Annotated in this window: 27 protein-coding genes and 2 pseudogenes; 15 read left to right on the forward strand and 14 right to left on the reverse strand. The window is 68.6% G+C overall.

What is annotated here, in order from left to right; translation table 11 throughout:
- The first annotated feature begins 17 nt into the window (after positions 1–17).
- The gene (locus QK291_RS03095; RefSeq protein WP_282379074.1) at positions 18–299 is read left to right on the forward strand and encodes a hypothetical protein; all 282 of its coding nucleotides are present in this window, start codon (positions 18–20) and stop codon (positions 297–299) included.
- Positions 300–419: 120 nt separating this feature from the next.
- Here the strand turns inward: QK291_RS03095 and QK291_RS03100 are convergent, their stop codons facing one another.
- A complete protein-coding gene (locus QK291_RS03100; RefSeq protein ID WP_282379076.1) occupies positions 420–1301 on the reverse strand; it encodes a hypothetical protein in 882 nt (293 codons plus the stop codon).
- 193 nt (positions 1302–1494) lie between these two features.
- Here QK291_RS03100 and QK291_RS03105 point away from each other — a divergent pair, with 193 nt between their 5' ends.
- A complete protein-coding gene (locus QK291_RS03105) occupies positions 1495–2004 on the forward strand; it encodes a universal stress protein (RefSeq protein ID WP_282379078.1) in 510 nt (169 codons plus the stop codon).
- A gap of 22 nt (positions 2005–2026) precedes the next feature.
- Here the strand turns inward: QK291_RS03105 and QK291_RS03110 are convergent, their stop codons facing one another.
- The gene (locus tag QK291_RS03110; RefSeq protein ID WP_282379079.1) at positions 2027–3541 is read right to left on the reverse strand and encodes a CYTH and CHAD domain-containing protein; all 1515 of its coding nucleotides are present in this window, start codon (positions 3539–3541) and stop codon (positions 2027–2029) included.
- Positions 3542–3690: 149 nt separating this feature from the next.
- Between QK291_RS03110 and hrpB the strand changes: the two genes are divergently transcribed.
- From hrpB to QK291_RS03125, 3 genes are all read left to right on the forward strand, one after another.
- Positions 3691–6372: an ATP-dependent helicase HrpB gene (gene hrpB / locus QK291_RS03115; RefSeq protein WP_282379080.1), complete on the forward strand. Its 2682-nt coding sequence runs from the start codon at positions 3691–3693 to the stop codon at positions 6370–6372.
- A gap of 104 nt (positions 6373–6476) precedes the next feature.
- Positions 6477–6749, forward strand: coding sequence for a hypothetical protein (locus QK291_RS03120; protein ID WP_282379082.1), 273 nt, complete (start codon positions 6477–6479; stop codon positions 6747–6749).
- Entirely contained in the window at positions 6746–7048 is a 303-nt protein-coding gene (locus QK291_RS03125; protein WP_282379084.1) for a hypothetical protein, read from the forward strand. The genes QK291_RS03120 and QK291_RS03125 overlap by 4 nt, the downstream gene beginning before the upstream one ends.
- Here the strand turns inward: QK291_RS03125 and QK291_RS03130 are convergent.
- A complete protein-coding gene (locus QK291_RS03130) occupies positions 7039–8361 on the reverse strand; it encodes a nicotinate phosphoribosyltransferase (RefSeq protein WP_282379086.1) in 1323 nt (440 codons plus the stop codon). The genes QK291_RS03125 and QK291_RS03130 overlap by 10 nt on opposite strands.
- A 65-nt stretch (positions 8362–8426) precedes the next feature.
- Between QK291_RS03130 and ligD the strand changes: the two genes are divergently transcribed.
- A complete protein-coding gene (gene ligD / locus QK291_RS03135) occupies positions 8427–9449 on the forward strand; it encodes a non-homologous end-joining DNA ligase (RefSeq protein ID WP_282379087.1) in 1023 nt (340 codons plus the stop codon).
- A gap of 6 nt (positions 9450–9455) precedes the next feature.
- On the opposite strand, the gene QK291_RS03140 is transcribed toward ligD, so the two are convergent.
- Positions 9456–10376, reverse strand: a complete 921-nt coding sequence (locus QK291_RS03140; RefSeq protein ID WP_282379088.1) for an amidohydrolase family protein — start codon at positions 10374–10376, stop codon at positions 9456–9458.
- Between the two features lie 96 nt (positions 10377–10472).
- Positions 10473–10745, reverse strand: coding sequence for a hypothetical protein (locus tag QK291_RS03145; protein ID WP_282379089.1), 273 nt, complete (start codon positions 10743–10745; stop codon positions 10473–10475).
- A 223-nt stretch (positions 10746–10968) separates the two neighbouring features.
- Here QK291_RS03145 and QK291_RS03150 point away from each other — a divergent pair, with 223 nt between their 5' ends.
- Positions 10969–11685, forward strand: a complete 717-nt coding sequence (locus QK291_RS03150) for a TetR/AcrR family transcriptional regulator C-terminal domain-containing protein (RefSeq protein ID WP_282379091.1) — start codon at positions 10969–10971, stop codon at positions 11683–11685.
- 7 nt (positions 11686–11692) lie between these two features.
- Positions 11693–11923, forward strand: coding sequence for a zinc-ribbon domain-containing protein (locus tag QK291_RS03155; RefSeq protein ID WP_282379094.1), 231 nt, complete (start codon positions 11693–11695; stop codon positions 11921–11923).
- Between the two features lie 68 nt (positions 11924–11991).
- On the opposite strand, the gene QK291_RS03160 is transcribed toward QK291_RS03155, so the two are convergent.
- On the reverse strand, positions 11992–12357 hold the full coding sequence (locus tag QK291_RS03160) for a hypothetical protein (protein WP_282379096.1): 366 nt from the start codon (positions 12355–12357) through the stop codon (positions 11992–11994).
- Positions 12358–12504: 147 nt separating this feature from the next.
- Here QK291_RS03160 and QK291_RS03165 point away from each other — a divergent pair, with 147 nt between their 5' ends.
- Positions 12505–13788: a class I SAM-dependent methyltransferase gene (locus tag QK291_RS03165; RefSeq protein WP_282379098.1), complete on the forward strand. Its 1284-nt coding sequence runs from the start codon at positions 12505–12507 to the stop codon at positions 13786–13788.
- 19 nt (positions 13789–13807) lie between these two features.
- Here QK291_RS03165 and QK291_RS03170 read toward each other — a convergent pair whose 3' ends face one another.
- Positions 13808–14479 (reverse strand): alpha/beta family hydrolase, encoded by a 672-nt coding sequence (locus QK291_RS03170; RefSeq protein WP_282379100.1) that lies wholly within the window; start codon positions 14477–14479, stop codon positions 13808–13810.
- A 61-nt stretch (positions 14480–14540) separates the two neighbouring features.
- Here QK291_RS03170 and QK291_RS03175 point away from each other — a divergent pair, with 61 nt between their 5' ends.
- Together QK291_RS03175 and QK291_RS03180 are read left to right on the forward strand one after the other, a co-directional pair.
- Entirely contained in the window at positions 14541–15539 is a 999-nt protein-coding gene (locus QK291_RS03175) for a pirin family protein (protein WP_282379102.1), read from the forward strand.
- A 532-nt stretch (positions 15540–16071) separates the two neighbouring features.
- Positions 16072–16296 (forward strand): hypothetical protein, encoded by a 225-nt coding sequence (locus tag QK291_RS03180; RefSeq protein ID WP_282379103.1) that lies wholly within the window; start codon positions 16072–16074, stop codon positions 16294–16296.
- Between the two features lie 245 nt (positions 16297–16541).
- Here the strand turns inward: QK291_RS03180 and QK291_RS03185 are convergent, their stop codons facing one another.
- A complete protein-coding gene (locus QK291_RS03185) occupies positions 16542–16787 on the reverse strand; it encodes a hypothetical protein (RefSeq protein ID WP_282379105.1) in 246 nt (81 codons plus the stop codon).
- A 244-nt stretch (positions 16788–17031) separates the two neighbouring features.
- Between QK291_RS03185 and QK291_RS03190 the strand changes: the two genes are divergently transcribed.
- Entirely contained in the window at positions 17032–17475 is a 444-nt protein-coding gene (locus QK291_RS03190) for a hypothetical protein (RefSeq protein ID WP_282379495.1), read from the forward strand.
- Between the two features lie 138 nt (positions 17476–17613).
- On the opposite strand, the pseudogene QK291_RS03195 reads toward QK291_RS03190, so the two are convergent.
- From QK291_RS03195 to QK291_RS03215, 5 genes and pseudogenes are all read right to left on the reverse strand, one after another.
- Positions 17614–17814 (reverse strand): annotated as a pseudogene (locus tag QK291_RS03195) (hypothetical protein); the annotation flags it as partial.
- Positions 17742–17975: a hypothetical protein gene (locus tag QK291_RS03200; RefSeq protein ID WP_282379497.1), complete on the reverse strand. Its 234-nt coding sequence runs from the start codon at positions 17973–17975 to the stop codon at positions 17742–17744. The pseudogene QK291_RS03195 and the gene QK291_RS03200, both read right to left, overlap by 73 nt.
- Before the next feature lie 160 nt (positions 17976–18135).
- A pseudogene (locus tag QK291_RS03205) lies at positions 18136–18726 on the reverse strand (GGDEF domain-containing protein); the annotation flags it as partial.
- Entirely contained in the window at positions 18642–19211 is a 570-nt protein-coding gene (locus QK291_RS03210) for a hypothetical protein (protein ID WP_282379107.1), read from the reverse strand. The pseudogene QK291_RS03205 and the gene QK291_RS03210, both read right to left, overlap by 85 nt.
- A 195-nt stretch (positions 19212–19406) precedes the next feature.
- On the reverse strand, positions 19407–19709 hold the full coding sequence (locus QK291_RS03215; protein ID WP_282379109.1) for a DUF4193 domain-containing protein: 303 nt from the start codon (positions 19707–19709) through the stop codon (positions 19407–19409).
- A 263-nt stretch (positions 19710–19972) separates the two neighbouring features.
- Here QK291_RS03215 and QK291_RS03220 point away from each other — a divergent pair, with 263 nt between their 5' ends.
- Complete coding sequence (locus QK291_RS03220) at positions 19973–20239, forward strand: hypothetical protein (RefSeq protein WP_282379111.1); 267 nt, start codon at positions 19973–19975, stop codon at positions 20237–20239.
- A 33-nt stretch (positions 20240–20272) separates the two neighbouring features.
- Here the strand turns inward: QK291_RS03220 and QK291_RS03225 are convergent, their stop codons facing one another.
- A complete protein-coding gene (locus tag QK291_RS03225) occupies positions 20273–20776 on the reverse strand; it encodes an HtaA domain-containing protein (RefSeq protein ID WP_282379113.1) in 504 nt (167 codons plus the stop codon).
- A 181-nt stretch (positions 20777–20957) separates the two neighbouring features.
- Between QK291_RS03225 and QK291_RS03230 the strand changes: the two genes are divergently transcribed.
- Both QK291_RS03230 and QK291_RS03235 read left to right on the forward strand, forming a co-directional pair.
- Complete coding sequence (locus QK291_RS03230; RefSeq protein ID WP_282379115.1) at positions 20958–21938, forward strand: trypsin-like peptidase domain-containing protein; 981 nt, start codon at positions 20958–20960, stop codon at positions 21936–21938.
- A 439-nt stretch (positions 21939–22377) separates the two neighbouring features.
- Entirely contained in the window at positions 22378–23223 is an 846-nt protein-coding gene (locus tag QK291_RS03235; protein WP_282379117.1) for a BTAD domain-containing putative transcriptional regulator, read from the forward strand.
- Positions 23224–23236: the final 13 nt, after the last annotated feature.

Genomic DNA, 23236 nt, shown 5'->3' on the forward strand with positions numbered 1-23236 from the left:
ACGTCCTTGGGGGAACCTTGTTCAACCGCATCCAGACCATGATCATGCTGGGACTAGTCCTGATTGCCGTTGGGACGGCCGTCGCCGTTGCCGTGCGCGTCGTGTCATTTTCACGCTACATGCGCCTTGAGGATCTGGGCCTGGATGTGGATCCGGCCTTAGGGACCGGACTGTTCAGCCAGATCGTTGCGCCCACCACGGCCGAACGGACGATGTTCTACGCCGCTGTTGCCCTCATCCCGGTCGGTCTGGTGCTGCTGATCCTCGCGTTGCGCAGACGGCCGCTGGCCGGCGGATGACCGCTGAACCGGTCCACCGGGGGAAGCAACGCGGGGTCAATTCCAGCCCATCCTGCGTTTGGATTATGGGCGCGAGGTGACCCCGCGTTGCTGTGGGGTTGCCCCCGGTCAGCGGCTTGGTCAGCCTTGGGTGATGGTCAGCGGCTTCTGCGGAAGGACGCACGACACTCGATCGAGACCGCCGTCGGCGCCTGCAGCCCGGTTGTTCCTGCCGGTGTCGTCGCACCAGTCGATGTTGAAGGGCATTGCCGTGATGGCCGACTGTCCCGCAGCGGTCCGGGTGGGGACTTCAAAACTGTAGGTGAAGCCCCCTGCATCGCCCATCGGGGCGGTCGCCGTCATCACCTCCACGCCGGCGGCATCCGTCATGGCCACCTGGATGCGGGCGTTCGCCCCGTAGCGCGGGTTGCAGACAGCATCCGGAGCCGTCACGGTCACGGTGTCGCCTGGTTTCGCGCTCGAGGGCGCCACGGAAAATGCCGGCGGGAAACAGGGCAGCTCCCCGTCTCCGGATGTTGAACCCGCGCAACCGGAAACAGCGACCACCAACAGCGCCAGGCACCCTCGGGCGACGACCAGACCCGGGACTCTCCGGCGTCGGGCATGACCGCCGCCGGAGGTGGCGAAGGCGTCGGCTATGCCCATGCCTCCCGTAAACGCGACGAACCAATGGGACGGCGCCGCGAGGACGATCAAAGCCAGGTAGCCGGCGATCACATCGCTCGCGCGCGGAGTTTTCGTGAGGATTGTTGCTATCAAGGCAACGGCAGCCAAAGCGACTCCGACAGCACTCCAGGCGATCACCCGGGGCGCGCCCAGGGACTCACCGGCGTCGGCAAGGGCTGCGTATATTTCGGCAAGCGTTGCACCCGGGACCGCGGCCAGAGGATTCCACACCAGTGTTTGGAACGCGCCGGCGATCGAATAGGCGGCCAGCGCCGCGGATCCTACCCCCGCCGCAAGGACGGCCCTGCCCTTGGGAACATCTCCCCCGTGAACCATGGACAGAAGCTATCACCCGCCGGCAACCTGTTGTGACGCGGAGCCCGGCCCCGGGCCTCCCCGTGAGAACTGCTCGGGATGCGCCCGCAACGTCGGAGCCAGCCTTCCGGGCAAAATGCTGTCCTTGATTTCGCACAATGGTTATCCTGTCGATTATGGACGTGCTGGCAGCCCGCGGTACGGGCCCCCGCTAATGGACTCGACTGGCCACGGCCAGCCGGCCGCGGCGGAGAGGGACTGGCCGCCCGGACCGGTGGTGCTGGGAGTGGCCTGGGAACCGTCTGACTCCCTGATCCGGGCCGGCGCCAGCCTGGCTGCAAGGCTGGACGCCCACCTCATTTGCGCCTACGTGGATCCGGCCAGTTACCTCACGGAGTGGGAACCCGCAGCCTCAAGGACAAGCGCATCGCTGGATCCGGCCGTCAACAATGAGACGGACTTTCCCTCCGGCCACGTACGGGACCTGCTCCAGGCCATTCTGGGCCCGCCGGGCGAGGAATGGTCCTTCCGGGTGCTGAACGGCGCCGTCGCCCAGGCCCTTGGGCGGCTGGCGGCAAGCACGGATGCCTCGCTGCTGATCGTCGGGGGACAACGTCCCGGACGGCTCCATGCCGTGGAACGGATGCTGGAGGGATCTGTCGAAGCGGAGTTGTCCGGTCTGCAACACAGACCCGTGCTGGTCATTCCACCGCCGCGCCGCTAACGCCGGGGGTCCAGGTGGCCGCCTATTTCCAGCGCAGCGGCTCGGGCGGAGACGAGTTCCACGTGCGGAAGAACCGCTCGCGGGATTCCTCGCCGGCCGCTTGTTCCAGGGCATGCAGCCGCCCGTAGGTGAACGCACTTTTGCCGCGGTGGGTGGCGGCCAATTCACGCAACAGCTCCTGGGTGACGACGCTGTCATGGTGATCGCCCAGGCTCTCCTGGATCTCTTCGGCTGCCCGTGCAAGTCTGGTGGCCCGTTTCCCGAATATCGGGGCAGCCGCTTCTGCCGCGTAGCGCAGGCGCTTGGCGCTCTTCCGGACTTCATGGAGTGCGGCGTCCGCGGCTGGACTTTCGGAATCGGCGTCAAGGGCAAGCACCTCCTTCTTCAAGCGTTTGCGCTGCTTCGACACGAGCCGGCCCACTGTCTGCAGGGCTTCCTTCCCGGCAGTCTCGGTCAGCGGCGGGTCCGCCAGGAAGGCATCCAGCGCATCGAGCAGCCGGAAGTAGCGCGCACTCTTCAGCGCAGTCAGACCCTTCGCGCGGGCGTCGTGGGCCGCGGCGTCGAAGTGCTCCTTGATCTGCCGCGCCGCCGGACCCAGCAATAGCTCCGGCGGCTCTGCGCCGACCAACTCCAGCAGACGGGCCTCCATGACCTCGTTGTCCCGTGCCTCACCCACGGTGCCGGCTAGCCATTGGAGTTCTGAGCGCAGCGAGCCGGTGACGTCGCTGTCGGCAAGGTTCCGGAAGGTAGCCAGTGCGGATCGCATCCGGCGGGCGGCCACCCGGAGCTGATGGACGGCGTCCGGCGCGTTTTCCCGGACCCCTGGGTCATGTTTCTTGAGCGCCTCGACCTGCTGAGCCAGATAGGAAAGGAGCACCGCGGACGCCGGTCCCTCGGGTTCTGGTCCGGGGGCAGGTTCACTAACGGCGGGATTCTGCTCGCCCAAGCCGCGGGCGAGTTTGGTTGGCATCGCCGACTTTTGGCGGCCTGCCTCGGCGAGCAGCGCGTCGGCGCCCCTGAGCAGCCGCTTGTGGCCGTCGATCAGCTCGATTTCCCACTCCCGCCACGTCGAGTGTGCCTGCGGGTCCAACAGGGTCTGGGCATCCACGCGGTCATCACTGAAGTCGGCCAGGGCGGTTCCATCTGATGCGAAGAGTCGCCGCGTGGTGCGCCGGGTGTTCAGCCTTGCCACCGGAACCAAGTCCTGGTCCCTCGTATGGACAAGGACGAGTCTTCGTAGCCGCCGAGGCACCGACTCAGGATTCTTGCCGAACGGCACCGTGAATTCCTGACGTTCCCCAACCGCCACGGGGAGTTTCAAGTGCCATCCGTCGTCGTGTCCGCCGGTCCGCCGGCGCAAGGTGATCCCGCGGGACGCCAGTGCCAGACCGGCTGTATCAAAGTAGACGGCGTCAAGGGATTCGTCCTCGGGTGGCCCGACCTGCTCCACCCCCGGCAACGACTCGAGGACCGGCAGTTCATCGTTCTCGCCGGCGTCGTATTTTCGCTCCACCTCGAGCATCTCGGAACCGGCCATGGGCCAGACTAGGCCCCCTGGAGCAGGAACCGCATGAGTCAAAGGTCCCGGAATCGATGCGAGGCAGCGTTCAGCGACGAAACGACCGAGGACGCCTCACCGGCAGGCGGGCGGAACACGGCGTCCGGCTTTGTGGGGACAATGGATGTGTGACTACTCCGGCTGTTCCGCTGCCCCCTGCTCCCGCGCCGTTCAGGCTGGAGGTCATTGGGTCCGGCCTGGCCTTCGGGCCCTCGCTCGGCGATCTGGCCGAGGCGTTACAGGCCGGCGGCCCGGGCGCGACCGCCGTGGTGCAGGCGCCGCCGGGCACGGGCAAGACAACGCTGGTCCCTCCGCTGCTGGCCAACCTCGCCATCGATGCAGCAGGGCAGCAGGGGCGCGCGGCCGGGTCACGCATCATTGTCACCCAACCGCGCCGGGTGGCCGCACGCTCTGCAGCCCGGCGGCTCGCTGCGCTGGACGGCAGCCGGCTGGGGGATCGGGTCGGATACACGGTCCGCGGCGAACGCCAGGCGGGCCCGGGCATGCTGATCGAATTCGTCACCCCGGGCATCCTCCTGAACCGCCTGCTCGCGGATCCGGGACTGGAAACCGCCGGTGCCGTCATCCTCGATGAAGTCCACGAACGCGGCCTCGAAACCGACCTGCTGCTGGGCATGCTCACCGAGGTCCGCCAACTGCGGGGCGACCTCGCACTCGTCGCCATGTCCGCGACCCTGGACGCGCCGCGGTTCGCCGCCCTCATCGGAGCGGGCAGCGACGCGGAGGACCCCGGCGCAACGGGCCCCGACGCCGGCCGCCCGGCGCCGGTCGTCGACTGCCCGTCCGCGCTGCATGCGTTGGCGGTGGACTGGGCTCCGGCCGCGGTGCCACGGCTGGATGAGCGCGGGGTGACGCGGGCCTTCCTGGACCATGTGGCCGACACGGCCGCCTCATCGCATGCTGCAGCACTCGTGTCGGGCCTGGACATTGACGCCCTGGTGTTCGTCCCGGGGGCGTGGGAAGTGTCCTACGTCGCGGCCCGGCTGCGCGGCCGCACACCCGCGGAGGTCCTGGAGCTGCACGGGCAGATCGGCGCGGCAGAGCAGGACCGCGCCGTGTCCGGCCGGGAACCCGGCGGCAGCCCGCGGATCATCGTGTCAACGTCGCTCGCCGAGTCGTCCCTGACCGTCCCGGGCGTCCGGCTGGTCATCGACTCCGGGCTGTCCCGGGAGCCGCGGCGGGACGCGGGCCGTGGAATGTCCGGGCTGGTGAACGTGTCCTGCTCCCGCGCTTCGGCCGAGCAGCGCGCCGGGCGGGCTGCCCGCCAGGGACCGGGACGGGTGGTCCGCTGCTACGACCAGAAGACGTACGGCGCCGCCCCGGCGCACCCGACGCCGGAGATCGCCGTCGCGGACCTCACCAGCGCCGCCCTGGTCCTGGCGTGCTGGGGATCGCCCTGCGGCCGCGGGCTTTCACTGCCGGACGCCCCGCCACAGTCGGCGATGGACGAAGCCGTTGAGGTGCTGCGGGAACTCGGCGCGGTGGCACCGGACGGCCTGGCCACGGATCTCGGCAAGGCGCTGGCCAGGGTACCCGCTGATCCCCGGCTGGCCCGGGCCCTGCTGGACGGGGCAGCCGCCGTGGGGGACCGCACCGCCGCGGAAGCCGTCGCGCTCGTCGCCGGGGACCAGCGCGCGCCCGGCGCCGATCTGCCCCGCCTCCTGGCCGGCCTGCGCACGGGCAAGGATCCGGCGTCCCGGCGCTGGGCGGACGACGTCCGGCGGATGGAGGCGATCGCACGCCGGGAGCGCTCCGGCGTCGTATCCCCACCCCTCACGGCAGCCGTCACCTCCCGCGACGCTGTCGGCGTCGTCGTCGCCCTCGCCTTCCCGGACCGGGTGGCGCGCAGGGTCCCCGGAGAAGGCCCGGAACGCTACCTGCTCAGCTCCGGGACCCGGGCAGGGCTCCCGGCCGGAAGCTCCCTGTCCGGGCACGAATGGATCGCCGTCGCCGAAGTCTCCCGGGCCCAGGGGCGCGACGCGGCCGGGACGGGAGCTGTTATCCGCTCGGCAGCACCCCTGACAGCGGACACGGCCGAAGCCGCCGCCCGGCACCTCCTGAGTGACACCGTGGAGGCCATGTTCAGCCAGGGCCGGGTCACAGCCCGGAAGGTGCGCCGGCTGGGCGCGATCGACCTTTCCTCCACGCCGGTGCGTCCCTCCGTCGCTGAAGGACGCGAGGCAGTAGCCCGGGCGCTGGAAAAGGAAGGGCTGGGAACGATTGGATGGTCGACGGCGGCCGACGCCCTGCGCCGCCGGCTTGCCCTGCTGAACCGGGAACTCGGGGATCCGTGGCCGGATGTGTCCGAGCCGGCGTTGCTGGCCCGCCTCGGTGAGTGGCTCGCGCCGGAACTCGAGGCACTGGCCGGCGGCGCTGCCACGGGCGGGATTGACCTGGCCGATCCCCTGCGGCGTCTGCTGCCGTGGCCCGACGCCGCCCGGCTCGGGGAGCTGGTCCCGGAACGGCTGGAGGTGCCGAGCGGTTCCTGGGTCAGAATCGACTACCCCGACGTCGGTGATGACGGCGCCCGCCCGGTGGTCGCCGTCAAGCTCCAGGAGTGCTTCGGCTGGGACCGGACGCCGCGCCTCGTGGCCGGAAGGGTGCCGGTGCTGTTCCATCTGCTGTCGCCGGCCCGGCGGCCCCTGGCCGTGACGGATGACCTGGCGTCGTTCTGGTCCGGGCCCTACGCGCAGGTCCGCGCCGAGATGCGGGGCCGGTACCCCAGGCACCCCTGGCCGGAGGATCCGTGGTCCGCGCCGGCGACCTCCAGGACCAAGAAACGGAGCTGAAGCGGGGGCGGCTGTTACGTGATTGTGACGCGGCTCACCGCGTGTCGGGTATCCTAGAGGAGGTCATGCAGTCGGCCGCACATGCTCCACAGGGGAATTTCTACATGACTAGCAAACTCGGCATCACCGTCGCCGTTGACCTCAGTTCGGAATCCGCAGTCGTATCACCGTTGGGCCAGCTCACCGTTCGCAACGTCCCAAGCCTTATCGCAGTTGCCCGCCGGACAGGATCATTTGGGTATGGCCTCGGCGTCGTCGTGGACCTGCGCAGCCTGACCGCCGCCGACCCTGAAGCCGTGACGATGATCCGTGATTCGGGATGGCAGGGAACCCATCTGCTCGAATCCGGCCCCGCCGGCCGGGTGCGCGCAGCATGAGGCCGGAACTGGCCCTCGGATACGGTTCCTTCGCCCACGCCCACGGCGCAGACCTGATGTTCGACGCTTTCCGACGCTGGCCCTTGGTGCCCTCCGCGCAACTGGTGCGGCTCCGCTCGGCGCTGCTGCAATGCGTCGAACTCGCCTCACCGGACAACGGCAGGGACCTGTCGGAGTCCGCCGGAAAGCTGTTGCGGCTCGTCACCGAGGAGCTGGACCGCCGCCGCAGCGGCCACCCGGCCGGTCCCGCGCAGCTGCCGGCAGGATTTCGGCGCGCACGGCGCCGCCCTCACGCATAGATGGTCGGTATGGCGGGTTCGCCCCGCTGGAGCCGGTTCACGACGGCGGGCAGTTCGGCCATGGTGTCGGCATGCCGGCTCCGGGCCCGCACCACGGCCCCAGGTCCGGTCCATCCGGGAAGGAGCTCGCCGGCCCGGATGAACTGCTGCAGCAGTGGCCTGCCGCGGGGTTCCTCCGTTGGCGGGTGGCCAACCCCGAGGACCTCGTGGGTGGCCGTGCCGGAGCCGTCGAGCCGGCGTACCGCATGCTTCCGGCCGCCGACGTTGATCTTGTTCCTGGAGCTCTTGGCGACTGCGATGAACTCCCCGGCGTCGTTGGTGCGGCTGACCAGCTTGTAGACCATGCCGGCGGTGGGGGCGCCGGAACCCGTGACCAGTGCCGTGCCGATGCCGTAAGAGTCAGCCGGCGCGGCCTGGAGCGCCGCCACGGAATATTCGTCGAGGTCGGACGTGACGACGATCTTCGTGTGCACGTTGCCCAGGTCGTCCAGCAGCTCACGGACCCACCGGGCCTGCGCCAGCAGATCCCCGGAATCGAGCCGCACCGCCCCCAGCTGGTCGCCGGCGAAGTCGACGGCGGTCCGGACGGCCGCTTCGACGTCGTAGGTGTCCACCAGCAGTGTGGTCCCGGGTCCGAACGAGTCCAGCTGCGCCCGGAACGCGTCGCGTTCGGTGTCGTGCACGAGCGTGAAGGAGTGCGCCGCCGTGCCCACCGTCCGGAGGCCGAAGCGCCGGCCGGCTTCCAGGTTCGATGTTGCGGCGAAGCCCGCGATGACGGCCGCCCGGGCAGCCGCAACGGCGGCTTCCTCCTGGGCCCGGCGTGAGCCCATTTCGATGCAGGGCCGTCCGCCGGCCGCGCTGACCATCCGGGAGGCTGCCGAGGCGATGGCACTGTCATGGTTGAGGACGGACAGCACAAAAGTTTCCAGGATGCAGGCCTCGGCGAAGGTCGATTCCACGATCAGGACGGGGGAGTAGGGGAAGTAGGCCTCGCCCTCGGGGTAGCCCCAGATATCGCCGGAGAACCGGAAGTCCGCCAGCCGGGCCAGGGTGGCGGCATTGACGACGCCGGTCCGGTCCAGGAACTCCAGCTCCGCCGGGCCGAAGCGGAAACTGGCGAGGCCCTCAAGCAGCCGCCCCGTTCCGGCCACGATCCCGTACCGGCGTCCGTCCGGCAGCCCGCGGGCGAACGCCTCGAACACGGTCCTTCGCTCCGCGGCCCCGGAGTGGAGGGCCGCCTGCAGCATGGTCAGTTCGTAGTGGTCGGTGTAGAGGGACGAACTGGGGCGGTCCCAGGCCGGCGAGGTGTCCATGATTCACCCTAGTCCTCGATGGCCGGGCTCTTCAGTTGTCCCGGGTCTTCGAGTACCTTGTCCCCATGGCCAAGGACGAAGCCACCATCACGGTTGACAGCCCCAGCGGACAGCGGAACCTGCGGATCTCCAGCCCCGGCAGGGTCCTGTGGCCGCAGCTCGGGCTCACGAAGCTGGACCTCGCCCGGTACATTGTCGACGTCGGGGACGCCTTCCTGGCGGCGAACGGCAACCGGCCCGTGACCCTCCAGCGTTTCGGCGGCACGATCGAGGGCGAACAGTTCTTCTCGAAGAATCCGCCGCGGGGTGCCCCGGACTTTGTGCGCTCGGTGATGGTGGTCTATCCCAGCGGGCGCTCGCACACGCAGCTCGTGATCGATGAGATTGCCGCCGCGGTCTGGGCGGTGCAGATGAACACGGTGGTCTTTCATCCCTGGGCCTCGCGGACCGGCAACCCGGACAACCCGGACCAGCTCCGGATCGACCTCGACCCGCAGCCGGGTACCGGATTCGAGGACGCCGTGCCTGCCGCGCAGGAACTGCGCTCCGTGCTGTCCGAGGCCGGGCTGGAATCCTTCATCAAGACCTCCGGCAACCGGGGGCTGCATGTGTTCGCCCCGATCGAGCCCGGCCGTGAGTTCCTCGAGGTCCGGCACGCCGTGATAGCCGCCGCCCGCGAACTGGAGCGGCGGATGCCGGACAAGGTCACCACGGCCTGGTGGAAGGAAGAGCGGGGCACCAGGATCTTCGTCGACTTCAACCAGGCGAACCGCGACCGCACCATGGCCGGGGCCTACAGCCCGCGCGCCCTGGCCGGTGCCACAGTTTCCTGCCCTATCGGCTGGGATGAGCTGGATCACGTCACCACCACGGACTTCACCATCACCACGGTGCCGCAGCGACTCAAGGCCACCGGCGACCCGTGGGCCCAGATGCATGCGAAGCCCGGCACGATCGGCGTCCTGCTGAAGTGGTGGGAGCGGGACGTCTCGGACGGGCTGGGGGAACTGCCCTTCCCGCCGGACTTCCCGAAAATGCCGGGCGAACCGATGCGGGTGCAGCCCAGCCGGGCCAGGAACAAGCCGTAGGGCGGGTCACACGCCCAGCAGGCGCTGGCCGTTGAACCAGCAGACCATCCGCAGCCAGTCGTCGTCGAGCCGGGGCTCCTTGTCACGGAGCCGTTCCAGCGCCTCCAGCTGATGGGCGTAGGCGTACGGGATGTTCGGGAAGTCGCTGCCGAGCACAAGCCGCTCCGGCAACGCGGCCAGCCGCGGCAGGAGCTCGGGCGGGAAGGGCGCGGCGGCCTCGAAGAAGTCCGTGAAGACCATGGTGGTGTCCAGGTGAATGCGGGGGTAGGTCTCGGCCAGGTCCAGGAACTCGCCATACTCAGGGGCCCCCAGATGGGCGACGACGGCCGTCAGCTGGGGATGTCGGCGCATGACACCCTCAAGCTTGTCCGGGCCGGTGAAGCCGGGACGGGGAACCGGGCCGCTGCCGACATGCACGACGACCGGAACGCCGGTCTCGGCCATGAGCCCCCAGACGGGGTCGAGGACCGGCTCGCGCAAATCGAATCCGCCCACTTGCGCGTGGATTTTGAAGACCCGGGCGCCGCGGTCCAGTGCCGACCGCACCTGATCCAGGACACCGTCCTCGGGAAAGAACGTGGCGCTCGGGACACAGTCGGGCTCTGCTGCAGCCAGTTCGAGGGCAAAGTCGGTGAGCTCCGCCGCCATGCCCGGGCGGTGCGCGTAGGTCAGTGCGGTGAAATGGCGCAGCCCCAGCTGCCGCAGGCGGGCCAGCCTGCTCGCCTCGTCCGTGCGGTAGGTAATGGGCCAGGGGCGCCCGATGAGGGGGCCGGCCTCGTCGAAGTGCGCCCACACCCGGCGCAGCATCCGCTCCGGAAGAAAATGCGTGTGGATGTCGATCAGGCCCGGAATCCCGAGCCGGCCCCACCACTGCGGCACGTCAGCGTCCCGCATCGTTTCCGCGGGCACGTCAATTGGGTTGTTCACGCCCACAGTCTGCCACGCCGAGCGGTGCGCCGTGCCGTGCGCCGGGCAGTGCGCCGGGCAGGCGCGCCAAACGAGCGGTGCGGCACCGGCCTAGGCTCAGTTCAGCGCCGGATACGTCGCCAGGATGTAATCGGTGGCTGCCGGACCCGTCATGCGGAGCCGGCTGCGGCCGGGAGTGACGCGATGGGCCTTCAGGGCAGCCCAAAAACCCGTAACCGGGTGCGGTGCGGCGTTGTGCAACATGCACCAGCTGATGTAAAGACCGTAGAGCTGGTCTTTCCTCAGCGAGTTGCCGTCGTCGGTTCCTTCGATGGTTGCCTCGGCAAGGAAGCGGTCGATGTGGGCAGAAGCAGTCAGTGAAGCGGCCATGGTTGGCTCTCTTCCGTGCTGTGCGGTGAATGCTGCCGTGCGGCTACAGCAGCGTTTTCTTCGACGCCGTGCACAGGGCGACTAAGGGGTTGGCCCGAAAGCCAGGAGCCGGTGTCATCCCGGCAGGTCTACACTGTAGATATTAGGCGTAGACTACGTGTTAGGCAAGTGGGGCCGCGGTCGCGGCGCCTGGCCCGAAGCTTGAGGAAGTGGCACGCACACCATGACAATCCCGCAGCAAACCGCAGGCGACGCTGCCGGCAGTGGTGCCCGGAAGATCCGCCTCAGCCGCGAGGTTGTTCTCGCCGCCGCGCTAAAAATTGTCGACGACGAGGGGCTGGAGGCGTTGACCATGCGCCGGTTGGGGCAGGCCCTGCACCGGGACCCGATGGGGCTGTACCGTTACGCCGCCAACCGCGCCGCGCTCCTGGACGGCGTCACCGAGCTCGTCCTGGACGAGCTGGCAATCTTCGGCGACGACCCGGACTGGCAGGGACAGCTTCGACGCATCGCCCACGACCTCCGCCTGCTCGCTCTCCGCCATCCCAATGTGGTCCCGTTGCTGGTGACCCGACCGCTCTCCACCCCGCTGGGGCTCCGTCCGCTGGGCACCCTCCGGCCGCTGGAGCAGATTCTGGGTTTACTGATCGACGCCGGCTTCACGGCCTCCAATGCCCTGCACGTCTACCGGGCGTACTACGGTTTTCTCTACGGCCACATCCTCAACGAACTCCAGGAGTTCATCGTGGACCCCGACGAAAACGAGGCCCTGCTGCGCCTTGGCCTGCACCGCCTTCCGCCAAAGGACTTCCCGCGGCTGCGCGCACTGGCTCCCCAGCTCGCCGACTATGACGGAGCCGCGGAACTGGATGAGGGGATAACGATCCTTCTGTCCGGGCTCTCGGCCCACCTTGCCTCCCCGCCGATCAAGAAGGACTGAGGGCACGATGTTCATTCTCTTCGGACTCAAGACAGTGCAACACGCCCTGCGCGGCCGTCCGGCCAGTTGCCGGCGCTGCGGGCAGTTAGTTCACCACGGCCTGGAAGAGCGATCCACCAGGTTCACGCTCTTCTTCGTCCCGGTGTTCACCACGTCGCGGTCCTACCGCATCACGTGCTCGAATTGCGGAACAGTCAACAGCCTGGCGCGGCGGCAGAAGAACTCCCTGGCACGCTAGTGTGAGCGCTGCACGGGTGTGCACAGGTGTGGCCCGGCGGCAACTGAGGGCATTGCCGCCCGGAGGAGTCAGCGGCGTCGGAGGGTGCGCAACACGCCGCGGACCGAGTATCCGACGGCACACACGAGCGGCACCAGTCCGGCGAGGATAGCGATGCTGTTGGGGCGGAACGACGCCTGCCCGTCCCGCCCCCTGCAGTACACGCCCAGCGGGAGTACAAAGCCGCCACCACCGCCTCCGGCAGCTGGCCCTTCGCTGGCCCCGGCAGCCGCACCGGCGGGGCCAGGCCCGGAGTTTCCGCCGCCGCCGAAGCCAAAGGAGACCAGGGCCACCGGGATCAGTTCTTCACCGTCCACGGTCACCGCCGGTCCATAGGCCCTGGACACACCCACGTTCCTAAACGTCTCCGCGAGAGACGACAGTGCTTCAGTCATGCCACGACCATAGGTGCCCTGCGCGGGCGAGCGCCAGAGGCGTTGGCCCCGGAACCGCAGCGCGGCAGGGCCATCCGTCCCCTGTTCGCCTGCGGACCGCCGTATAGATTGGAAGCGGACTAAGGCGCCGGAAGAAGGGCCATGATCATGAGCGATAAGACCGGCGTGGCACCACGCCTGGCGGAAGTGCTCTCCGTCGTCCTGGGCACGGCGGAGATCCCTGTACGGCTGAAGGCCTGGGACGGTTCGGAGGCCGGACCTGCCGGCGCGCCGGTCATCGAGTTCCGCTCGCAGCGGGCGCTCCGCCGGATGCTGTGGTCGCCCGGGCAGCTCGGCCTCAGCCGCGCCTACGTTGCCGGTGACATCGACGCCCCGGGCGACGTTTTCGCGAGCTTCGCCGCTCTGAGTTCCACCGGCAAGTTCACCGAGCCCGGGCCGTTCCGGCGTCCCACTGTCCGCGAACTGGCGAGCATCCTGAAGAACGCCGCCCTGCTCGGTGCCCTCGGTCCGAACCCGGCGCCACCGCTGGAGGAAGCCAGGATCGTCCGCGCCGGCCGGCGGCACACCCGGACGAGGGACGCTGCGGCCATCTCGCACCACTACGACGTCGGCAACAACTTCTACGCCCTGGTCCTCGGCCCGTCGATGGTCTACTCCTGCGCGGTCTGGCCGGACGAAGGCACCGGGCTGGAAGCCGCGCAGGACGCCAAGCTCGATCTGGTCTGCCGCAAGCTGGGGCTGCAACCCGGCATGAGGGTGCTGGATGTCGGTTGCGGCTGGGGGAGCTTCGCCCTGCACGCGGCGCAGAACTACGGAGTCGACGTCGTGGGCGTGACACTCTCGGGGGAACAGGCGGCCATGGCGGGCAAGCGGGTGGCGGACGCGGGCCTGACGGACCGGGTGGCCATCCGCGTCCAGGACTATCGCGACGTCGTTGACGGGCCGTTCGACGCCATCAGCTCCATCGGCATGTCCGAACACGTGGGCCGCGAAAAGATGCCCGGGTACGTCGCGGGGCTGCACGGGCTGCTCCGGCCAGGGGGCCGGCTGCTCAACCACGCCATCTCCTGGAACGCGGGGCCCACTGCTCCGGATCCGGACTCCTTCATCCCCCGCTATGTGTTCCCGGACGGCGAGATGCTGGCGCTGGCGGAGATGGTGGGAGCGCTGGAATCCGGCGGACTGGAAGTCCTCGACGTGGAGGCCCTGCGCCGCCACTATGCCTTGACCCTGCGGGCCTGGATAGGGAATCTGGAGGAGCACTGGAGCGAGGCGGTGCTTCTGGCCGGTGAGGGCCGGGCCCGGGTCTGGCGGCTCTACATGGCCGCCAGTGCCCTGGGCTTCGAGTCCGGAATGACCGGCGTCAGCCAGATCCTGGTGCAGCGGCCCGGCGGCGACCAACCGCCGCTGCGCAGGACCGCCTGGCTCTGACGCCGCGGATGCCTGTGCCTCAGGCGGGACGGTGCGCGGCGATGAAAGCCGCGGCGGATTCCGCCAGTGATGCCCCGACCTCTTCCGTGCTGCGCCGGGTCCCCTTGACGTCGAAGGTGTGGCCGCCGCCGCCGCGCCACTCCAGGGTTGCAGTCGGACCGATCCTTGCCGCGACGGCTTCCAGCAGTTCCGGCGTGGCAAACGGGTCGCGCGTGCCTTGCAGGAAGAGCATCGGCAGGGTCAGCCCGTAGAGGTGCTCATCGCGGAGCTTCTCCGGCTTGCCCGGGGGATGCAGCGGGTAGCCCAGGTAGATGAGTCCGGCCGCGGGCATCCCCTCGGCGACCGCCATCGCGGCCATCCGTCCGCCAAAGGACTTGCCCCCGGCCCAGAGCGGTTCACCCGCCGACCGGGCAGCGGCGTCGGCCATGGCCGCGCGCCAGGCCGCGATCGCTGCCGGCGGCTTGTCGGGGAACTTCCGCCCGGCTTCCCGGTAGGGGAAATTGAAACGGAGGGTGGCGATGCCCAGCCCGTTGAGGGCGCGGGTAAATCCGGCCAGGAAGGGGTGTTCCATGCCGGCCCCCGCCCCGGGGGCGACCACCAGGGTCGCCGCCGGCGTCCCGGGACGGGCGTAGAGGCCCGATATGGCGGACTCACCCACGCTGATGGTGACGGGCAACTCGGGGATGGTCATACCTCCATCATGACGCCTGGACCGGGTGCGGATACCGCCGTGCGATGGCTAGGCTGTCGTTATGAGCAACACCGAGGTGGCACCCCAGGAGATCCTGTGCGAAACGGATCACAGTTGCGTGGGCGTGGAAGTTCTGGTGCCCCGGCAGGTCCCGCTGGGCGGGCCGCGGGCCATGGATGTCAGACGGACGCTGCCGCAGCGCCAGCGGAGCCTCATCGGCGCCTGGTGCTTCCTTGACCACTACGGCCCGGACCGGGTCGGTGAATCTGGGGGCATGCACGTGCCGCGCCATCCGCATACCGGCCTTCAGACGGTCAGCTGGCTGTTCACCGGCGAGATTGAGCACCGCGACTCTGCCGGGTTCCACGCCGCAGTGCGGCCTGGTGAGGTCAACCTGATGACCGCCGGGCGAGGCATCAGCCACTCGGAATTTTCGACCCCACAGACCGACGTGCTGCACGGTGCGCAGCTGTGGGTGGCGCTGCCGGACAGTGTCCGCCAGATGGAGCCCACGTTTGAGCACTACCGCCCCGATCCGCTGTCCGGACCAGGCTGGGTCATGCGGGTGTTCCTGGGATCCATGGCCGGGTCCACCTCGCCGGTCACCACCCACACACGACTGCTCGGCGCTGAAGTACTGCTGGACGCGGGGGCGACCCTGACCCTGGACACCGAGCCGTCCTTTGAACACGGGCTACTGGTTGACGCCGGAGCCCTGATGGTCGACGGCCACCCGGTCGCCAAGGACCACCTCGCCTACCTGCCGGCCGGGCGCACCTCCCTGGCACTGGCTGCCGGCGTCGAACCGTTGCGCGTGCTCCTGATCGGAGGCGAACCCCTGGGCGAGCAGATCGTGATGTGGTGGAACTTTGTGGGACGCAGCCATGAAGAAATCGTCGCGTACCGGGCGCAGTGGCAGGCGGAAATCGGAGCCGAGGAGGCGCCCGCTGCTGCCGGGACGGGATCCGCAGGCCTGCGCTTCGGCACTTTCCCCGCGGGTGAACCCGCACCGCTGCCGGCACCTGCGCTCCCGAACGCCCGGCTCCGGCCCCGGGACTGAGGCCCGTCGCTGGGCTCCATTCGGCCTCTGACCCTCGGGAAACCGGATCCCAACGAGAACCGGAGAGGTGCCGGGTTTCTCCGCGGCGACCCCAACCAAGCAACGCGGGGTCACATCGCGCCCATAAAGGGGCTCCGGAGGGGCCCGGAGTCACCCCGCGTTGTTCCGGGGGCGGGACCGGGTCCGTGGTGTCGTGCCGTCTAATGCATTGGCGACGGGTCCACGTGCGCCCTCGTCGGCCGCGACGGCGCCATCTCCTGGCTGTGCATCCCGGAGTTCGACAGCCCGCCCTTCCTTGCCGGAATCCTTGACCTGGAGAACGGCGGCCGTTTTGAAATCGCCCCGGTCTCCATCCGCTCCGCGGCGCAGCGTACATGGAGGACTCCAGCGTCCTGGTCACCACGCTTGCCTCTGACCGCGGCACCCTCCAGATCACCGACTGCCTGACCCTCCGCTCCGGCGCCGACCTGGTCGAACCCGTGCCCGCGGCCGCAGCGAGCTGCTCCGGCACGTCCAGGCGGTGGGAGGCGACGTGCGCCTCCGTATCCGGCTGGTGCCCATGGCCGGCGCCACCTTTGACGAGCTCGCGGGCTGCTGGCGCTTCGACTGGGACAGCGGCCGTGTGTCGGAGATGTATCTGTGGTCGTCGGTGGAACTCACACCGGACGGGCGCGGACTGTCAACGGAGCTGACGCTGCGGGCTGGGGAGACCATCACGGCCACCCTGCACTGGTCAGGGCAGTTCCGTCTCCGGTAGCATCCGGATCCGAGGAAGCTCATCGGCCAGACGATAGCGGCCTGGCTGCGCTGCGCCTCCGCACTGGACTGCCAGGGGTCCCAGGCGGACCTGATGAAGCGCTCGGCGCTGACCCTCAAGCTGCTGGGCCACGCAGAGACGGGCGCCATCATGGCGGCCGCGACGTCCTCCCTGCCCGAGCGGCCCGGAGCACCGCGCAACTGGGACTGCCGGTACACCTGGGTGCGGGACGCGTCCTTCTCGAATTATGTGTTCCGGTGCATCGGCGACCGCAGCGACGCGGAGGTCTTCCTCGCCTGGGTGCTGACGAATGTGGACAGGGATGGCGCACTCCACGTGATGTACGCCTGGATGGCTCGCAGCCGCCGGAGGTGGTCCAGGACCCGCTGCTGCGCGGCTACCGCGGGTCTGCCCCGGTCCCATGGGGGAACGGTGCCATCCACCAGCAGCAGCACGACGTCTACGGGGAGATCATCGATATCGCGTACCAATGGTCGAGCAGCGGCGAGCGCGTGGACGCACGGCTCTGGGCCGCCTGGTTCCCATCGTTGAATTGGCGATCACCAGCTGGCGGAACCCGGACAGCGGCCCCCGGGAGATCCGGGCCATGGGTCGCCCGTTCACCTACTCTGCTGCGCTCTGCTACGTTGCCGTGGACGGGGCCATCCAGATTGACCACAAGGTAGGCTGCCCTACCCGAAGGGGAGGTGGGAGGCCGCGGCGAGGGAGAGCTGCGTGGCCACGCTGACGCAGTCACGGAACCCGGAACTGCAGACCTTCACCGAACACCTCGGCGGCAGCGGCGGCGTCGACGCGGCACTCTTGACGCTGCCGGTCCGCAACGTCATAGGCTTCGACGATCCGCGGAAGGTCGCCACCGCCGAGGCCGTCGCCGAGGGCCTGGACGTCGGGAACGGGCTGCTCTACGGCTACCTCCCCGAGGTGTCCCCGGACGGACTCCCAGGAGGCGAGGGCGCATTCCTGCTGTGCGCCGCCCCTCCAGCCTGCCCTTCGGCCGGTGGCGGGAGCCGGGCCCCCGAGGCGAGGAGGGCCTCGATCGCCCGCGCGGGTCCCGGGCGTGAGGGCCAACATGCCTGCCCCAGGCGGCAACCCAGGCCGCGGAGCAGAGCCAGTTGCCCGGGATCCTCGATGCCTTCGGCGATCGCCTCCAGGATTTGAGCTAGTACGACAGTCCCACGATGCCCTCGAGCCGGGCGGCGGTCGTCGGCGTCCCCGGAGAGGAAGGAGCGGTCTCTCGAGGATGTCCGCGGGCAGGTCGGCCAGCGTGCTCAGCGACGAATAGCCGGTCCCGAAGTGGTCGACGGCGATGCGGACCCCGAAGCTCTTCAACCGGTTGAGCGCGGCCATGCCCCCGTCGACGCTGCTGGCCACTGCCGTTTCGGTGACCTCCAGGACGACCTTGTCCGCCTGCGAAGCGGGATCCCTCAGGATGGTTTCAATCGCCGCCAGGTTCGGGGGCTGGGCAGCTGGAGGGAAGAGAGGTTGATGGAGACCCACAGGTCTCCGCAGTGGCTCATCGCGGCCCGCCAGGAGGCGGCCTGGCGGCTCGCGGTGCCCAGTACCCAGCGGCCAATCGCTTCCCTGTCTCCGGTCTCTTCGGCCAGCGGCATGGCTACCGCGGTGGCAAGTTCCGCGCGGAGGGCTGCGCGCTGCGCCATCCTGTTGTACCTTTGGCATCGAAGCGCTGGTAGCGTCCCTTGCCGCCCTGCTTGGCCATGTACATTGGCGAAGTCCGCCTGTCGCGAGAGCTCGGCGGGCTCTCCGGTTTCGGGCTGACGAACCCATACTCACTGAAACCTTCAAACGCACCTCACCGACAGAGAACGGTGGCCGCAGCGCGTCATGAATCCGTTCCGCGATAGCGGCTGTGACCGATCCGTCGGCGTCGTCCGCGACGACGATCGCAAACTCATCCCCGCCGAGGCGGGCGGCGAGGTCGTGGGCCCGCACGCAACCCTTTAGACGGCCGGCAAGCTGGACCAGGAGCGCGTCGCTGCCTTCGTCCCCGAGTGAGTCGTTGACGTCTTTGAAGTCGTCGATGTCAATGATCAGCAGGCCCTCGCGCCGGACCCTGCGTCCGGCGGCGGGCTTGAAGGAGGCCGCAAGTCGCTCCGTCAACGCCGCACGGTTTGCCAGCCCGGTCAGCGGATCAGGGGAGGCGCGGTGGGTCAGCGCCTGGTGGCTGTCGAGGACCGCGGCGGCCATGGAATTGAACGCCCTGGCCAGTTCGCCGAGTTCGTCGTGTCGGACGACGTCGATGCGGTGGCTGTAGTCTCCGGTTTGCAGTTTCAGAACGCCGCTGTGCAGGCCCTCGATGGGCCGGATCAGGAACCTGACCATTCTGCCGCGGACGTACACGACGCCGGCCGCCGCCAGCCCGAACAAGGCGCTGCGGGCGGCGATGACCATTGCTGGAGTCCGGCACTGGAGGCCAGCCCGGATTCCAACGACTCCAGGGCTGACCCCTGGATCCCGTCGAGCAGGGAACGGACGCCGCCGCCCGGCTCCGCGAGACCCGGAGACTCCGCCACCTGGTTTACCGTGAGGGCCTGCAGCTGGCCATCCCACAGGCCGTGTTCCGCGAGGCCGTTCTGCCACTCCGCGCGCGCCTGGCTCGCGGCGGCGCTCATGTCCCGCTCAGCCGACAGGAACCGGATGGCGTCATCGAAGCGGCGGTCAAGCTCCTGCCGCTGTTGCAGGAACGCCGGGCGGTCGACCCCGGCGCCGGACAGGAGCCCGTGGCCGGCCAGTTCGTGGGAGTCGAGGGCGGAGCGCAGCTCCGCGCCCGTATCCGACACACCTTGGAACTGGGCGGCGGTTTCCTGGACCTGGTCAGCGACGCCCCTGACTCCGACAATTGTTGCCAGGGCCCCCACGAGCAGCGCCACCAGCATCAGGCCGAAGGCCCTCGACCATTCCGTTTTGAGACTCCAGCTGCGCGCCGGGCGTGGGGTTCCGGTGCCAACGCCAACAGCTCCGGTCCCGGACGTGGCGGTGCCGGAGCTGTCAAAAGCAGAAGAGGAGCGTATCGGAACGCGCCGGGCAGGGCATGCGCGGGCGGCGTTCTGGCGGAAATGTGAAGCGGGCCGTTAGCTCATGCAGTCAGCGCAGTACGAATGCCCTGCCTTCTCGCGGGCGAGTTGCGAGCGGTGCCGGACGAGGAAGCAGGAGTAGCACATGAACTCGTCGTCCTTCTGCGGGATGACGGTGACCGTCAATTCCTCGCCGGACAGGTCGGCGCCCGGCAGCTCCACACCTTCGGAGGTGTCAGCCTCATCGAGCTCGCGGGTTACGCTGCGGGCGTCCGGAGCGTTCGCGGAGCGAAGAGCCTCCAGCGAGGCGTTGCGTGATTCCGCAACGTCGGATCGGACTTCGTCATAGTCGGTTGCCACCTGGTAAATTCTCGATTCCGTTGTTCTGGGTTTCCCGGAATTGAACGGTACAGCATCTATCCGTTAATTGGCTGGGTGTACAGGGACGGCGCGCAGTGACGCTCATGACACCGGTAATCACAACAGCGAAGCCCACGCAGCCGGTGTGTGGCTGCCGCCGGGGCCGTTCAGGTGTTCGATGATCTTCGTCCGGATTTCACGTGCCGTTCACGCCACGGTCCTAGGCTTATTCTTCAAGCATCGTCCGCCAGAAGGGATCCGTGATGGCCGATATCGCCGCAGTACTCGGAAGGCTTACGCCAGAGGAATTTGATGGCCTCCGGGCCCTCGGCCCGGCAGGGCACCTGCCGAGGCAGCTCACCGACGCCCTCGACCGTGCGGCCGGCGGTCCGGGCGCGGGCCGTGGGTACTACGTTCCCACCGGCAGCGTCAGTGCCACGGGCGGGCCCCACTTTGTCCTGCGCAGCGACGTCTCCGGCTGGTTGTTCGGTTCCGCTGCCCCGGTGCCACACGCCCACGGCGACGTTTAGCCGCCGGGGCTGATTTCCACCAGGGCGGTTCTGCTAGCTGGCGACCCGGATTAAGAGCGGATCCATCGGCTGCCCGGCGGCATACTGGCCGTCGAAGAGGTCGGACCCTTCCGGCGAGACGACGACGTCGACGTGTTCCCAGACCAGGGAGCCGTCGTCGTGCCGGGGTTGCGACGGGCTGAGGAATGCGACGGCGGTACGGTCCTGGCCGCCGCCGTCGCCGGTGCTGATGGAGAGCACGCCGCTGCCGACCGTGAAGGTGATCCACGGGTCCAGTAGCCGGACCAGCAGCATCCCGTGGTGGCCGGCGAGCCGGACGTCACCCCGGAAGCGCAGCACGCCGGTGCCGCGGGCGACGTCGTAGTCGGAGGATTCGGGGCTGAAGCAGAACAGGGATGATCCGGCCACAGTCGCACCCTCGGTCGCCGAAACGGACCCGTCCGGCAGGCTGGTGATGTAGTCGATGAAGCTGCGCTTGATGCCCCAGATTAGGCCCAGCGCAGGCAGCGGATCGGGCGAAGCGGACGCTGGGCTCACGTATGTTCTCCTGTGGCTGAAAGGCTGGTCCTCTGAGCCTAGCGGCGGATTGCCCGCAGGATGAACTGCCGCCCGGGTGGCATGACATCCGGGGTATTTCTCTGAGGGCGTAGGGAGGGCCGGACTACCTCTGACGGGCCGGTGGTTGACTTGAATAATTACCAGATCCAGGAGGTGCGCTGTGGCCACTGCCACCAACCGGGTCCCCGCCTCTGAGGCGTCCGGGGAGCCGCTCGATTCATACTCCGCTACGGTCATCCGCGTAGCCGCTGCTGTGACCCCTCACGTGGCCGCGCTGGAAGTGGGTGGCGCCGGCCGGCACGGTCAGTTCCGCATGGGTGCCGGCTCCGCCGTCCTGTTCACCTCGGACGGGTACCTCCTCACCAACGCCCACGTGGTGGGTGGCGCCCAGAGCGGCAGTGCGGTGTACTCCGACGGGACCCGCACCGCGGTGGAGGTGGTTGGCTCCGACCCCCTTTCGGACCTTGCTGTCGTTCACGGCAGGGCCCCGACGGCGACCCCGGCGGATCTTGGCGATGCGGAGTCGCTTAAGGTCGGGCAGTTGGTCATCGCCGTCGGGAACCCCCTGGGACTCTCGGGCTCGGTGACCGCCGGTGTGGTCAGCGGACTGGGCCGTTCCATACCGGTCTGGTCCGGCCGTAACAGGCGCGTGATCGAGGACGTCATCCAGACTGACGCGGCACTCAACCCGGGAAGCTCCGGCGGGGCCCTCGCCGACTCGCGCGGAAGAATTGTTGGCATTAACACCGCTGTGGCCGGCGCAGGGCTGGGCCTGGCGGTTCCGGTCAACGCCACGTCGCGGCGGATCATTGCGGCGCTGCTAAAGGACGGCCGTGTCCGCCGGGCCTATCTCGGGCTCGTCAACACCCCGGTCCAGCTGCAGCCCAGTGCAGTGGTCCGGACCGGGCACCGCGAAGGGCTGCTGGTGGTTGAGGTCCTTCCCGGTTCACCCGCCGAGCGGTCGGGACTCCGGGCGGGCGATGTGCTCCTTAACGTGGGCACAAAGCCGGTTTCCAATGCGGAAAGTTTGCAAAAGCTGCTGTTTGCTGAAGCGATTGGCGTACCGCTCGAGCTGGCGGTGCTGCGCGACGGAACGGAAATTCGGGTACTAGCCGTCCCCGAGGAAATGACCGAGAAGTAACAGCGGCGCCGCCGCCTGCGGCCGCCGCAATTTCCCTCACAATTGTTCACGAAGGCGTGATGAAGCCACCTACGAGACACTCTCACGCTTATACGAGTGAAGTTACTTACCCGACATCACCTGTACTCAAATTACTTGCGGCGGATACTTGCCGGCGCCCCGAGATGTACCCGACTTTCCGCGCGGTAAAGGAACGGGTAGGTGCATTCCTTGTTGTGCCCCATTTTGCGTGTAACGGTTTCCCTAGATAGCCGAAGGAAGTGGGTCTCAAGACATCGTTCCAATAATTCCTTCTGGCTCTCCGAAATACGACTAAATGATGCTGGGGATATCGGAGATTATGGTGGACAATTTGGGCGGTTCCACGCCGGCAATTTCGGTTCGACTATTCGGAGCATTCGAGGTCCGGCGAAGTGGCGCGGTACTCAGAGCCGCGGACATGGGAGGCTGCAAGCCGCGGCACATTCTGGAGATCCTGTTGCTGAATCTGGGCACACCTGTTTCCAAGACGCGCCTCGTGGAGCTCCTGTGGGGACCGCAAGCCAGCGACGGCGCGGTCGCCACCCTGGAGAGCTACGTCAGCGGCATTCGCCGGGCGATCCAGCCGGGCAACACCAAGTCCGGTCCCCTCCGCACCGCGAACGCCGGCTACGTGCTGGATCCACAGCTGGTGGAACTCGACCTGTCAGAGTTTCACGGTCTCGTCCGCGCGGCCCGGCAGTCCGCGCCGGCCGAGGCGCACGTTCTCTCAATGCAGGCCCTGGAGCTGGCCGCAGAACCGCTGCTGGGCTTTGAACTCGTCGCCGACTGGGCAGAGGAGGCGCGGACCCGCCACGCGGCCGAGAAAGTCGCGGCCCTGATTCTCGCGGCGGAGACCGCCGCATTCCTCGACAAACCAGAGCTCGCCATTTCGCTGGCACAGACCGCCGTCCGGTCCGAGCCCCTCAACGAACGAGCGTGGACCATCCTTGTCGCGGGATACGAGCAGGCGGGACTGCCCGTGGAGGGCCTGTCCGCCTACGAACGCTGCCGCCGGCTGTTCGACCGCGACCTGGGCTGCGCCCCGGGACCGGCCTTGCAGGCGGCCCACTTGCGATTGTTGCGGCAGCGCGCCGAAGGAAACACCGAGCTCTCGGAAGTCCTGGCGGCGCTGCTGTATCTGGGCGAACGGCTGCACGGACCCAAGTGCACGCAGCTTGCCGCCGAGGAAGCCCGGCGCATGCAGGAGAACGCCGGCCGGGTCCTCGACGCCTTCCTGCAGCAGGCGCTGGCTACGACAGGCTGACCCGGCCTGCCGC

The sequence above is a fragment of the Arthrobacter sp. AL12 genome, from assembly GCF_029960645.1.
GTDB lineage: Bacteria > Actinomycetota > Actinomycetes > Actinomycetales > Micrococcaceae > Arthrobacter.

What these genes read in the sequence shown, in the direction of transcription:
- QK291_RS03235 (WP_282379117.1), top strand. Translation starts at nt 22,378, where the DNA reads ATGGGAGGCTGCAAGCCGCGGCACATTCTGGAGATCCTGTTGCTGAAT.
- QK291_RS03165 (WP_282379098.1), top strand. Translation starts at nt 12,505, where the DNA reads ATGAGCGATAAGACCGGCGTGGCACCACGCCTGGCGGAAGTGCTCTCC.
- QK291_RS03125 (WP_282379084.1), top strand. Translation starts at nt 6,746, where the DNA reads ATGAGGCCGGAACTGGCCCTCGGATACGGTTCCTTCGCCCACGCCCAC.
- QK291_RS03120 (WP_282379082.1), top strand. Translation starts at nt 6,477, where the DNA reads ATGACTAGCAAACTCGGCATCACCGTCGCCGTTGACCTCAGTTCGGAA.
- QK291_RS03200 (WP_282379497.1), bottom strand. Translation starts at nt 17,975, where the DNA reads ATGGCGCAGCGCGCAGCCCTCCGCGCGGAACTTGCCACCGCGGTAGCC.
- QK291_RS03100 (WP_282379076.1), bottom strand. Translation starts at nt 1,301, where the DNA reads ATGGTTCACGGGGGAGATGTTCCCAAGGGCAGGGCCGTCCTTGCGGCG.
- QK291_RS03150 (WP_282379091.1), top strand. Translation starts at nt 10,969, where the DNA reads ATGACAATCCCGCAGCAAACCGCAGGCGACGCTGCCGGCAGTGGTGCC.
- QK291_RS03130 (WP_282379086.1), bottom strand. Translation starts at nt 8,361, where the DNA reads ATGGACACCTCGCCGGCCTGGGACCGCCCCAGTTCGTCCCTCTACACC.
- QK291_RS03170 (WP_282379100.1), bottom strand. Translation starts at nt 14,479, where the DNA reads ATGACCATCCCCGAGTTGCCCGTCACCATCAGCGTGGGTGAGTCCGCC.
- QK291_RS03155 (WP_282379094.1), top strand. Translation starts at nt 11,693, where the DNA reads ATGTTCATTCTCTTCGGACTCAAGACAGTGCAACACGCCCTGCGCGGC.
- ligD (WP_282379087.1), top strand. Translation starts at nt 8,427, where the DNA reads ATGGCCAAGGACGAAGCCACCATCACGGTTGACAGCCCCAGCGGACAG.
- QK291_RS03105 (WP_282379078.1), top strand. Translation starts at nt 1,495, where the DNA reads ATGGACTCGACTGGCCACGGCCAGCCGGCCGCGGCGGAGAGGGACTGG.
- QK291_RS03175 (WP_282379102.1), top strand. Translation starts at nt 14,541, where the DNA reads ATGAGCAACACCGAGGTGGCACCCCAGGAGATCCTGTGCGAAACGGAT.
- QK291_RS03160 (WP_282379096.1), bottom strand. Translation starts at nt 12,357, where the DNA reads ATGACTGAAGCACTGTCGTCTCTCGCGGAGACGTTTAGGAACGTGGGT.
- QK291_RS03145 (WP_282379089.1), bottom strand. Translation starts at nt 10,745, where the DNA reads ATGGCCGCTTCACTGACTGCTTCTGCCCACATCGACCGCTTCCTTGCC.
- QK291_RS03210 (WP_282379107.1), bottom strand. Translation starts at nt 19,211, where the DNA reads ATGCTGGTGGCGCTGCTCGTGGGGGCCCTGGCAACAATTGTCGGAGTC.
- QK291_RS03110 (WP_282379079.1), bottom strand. Translation starts at nt 3,541, where the DNA reads ATGGCCGGTTCCGAGATGCTCGAGGTGGAGCGAAAATACGACGCCGGC.
- QK291_RS03220 (WP_282379111.1), top strand. Translation starts at nt 19,973, where the DNA reads ATGGCCGATATCGCCGCAGTACTCGGAAGGCTTACGCCAGAGGAATTT.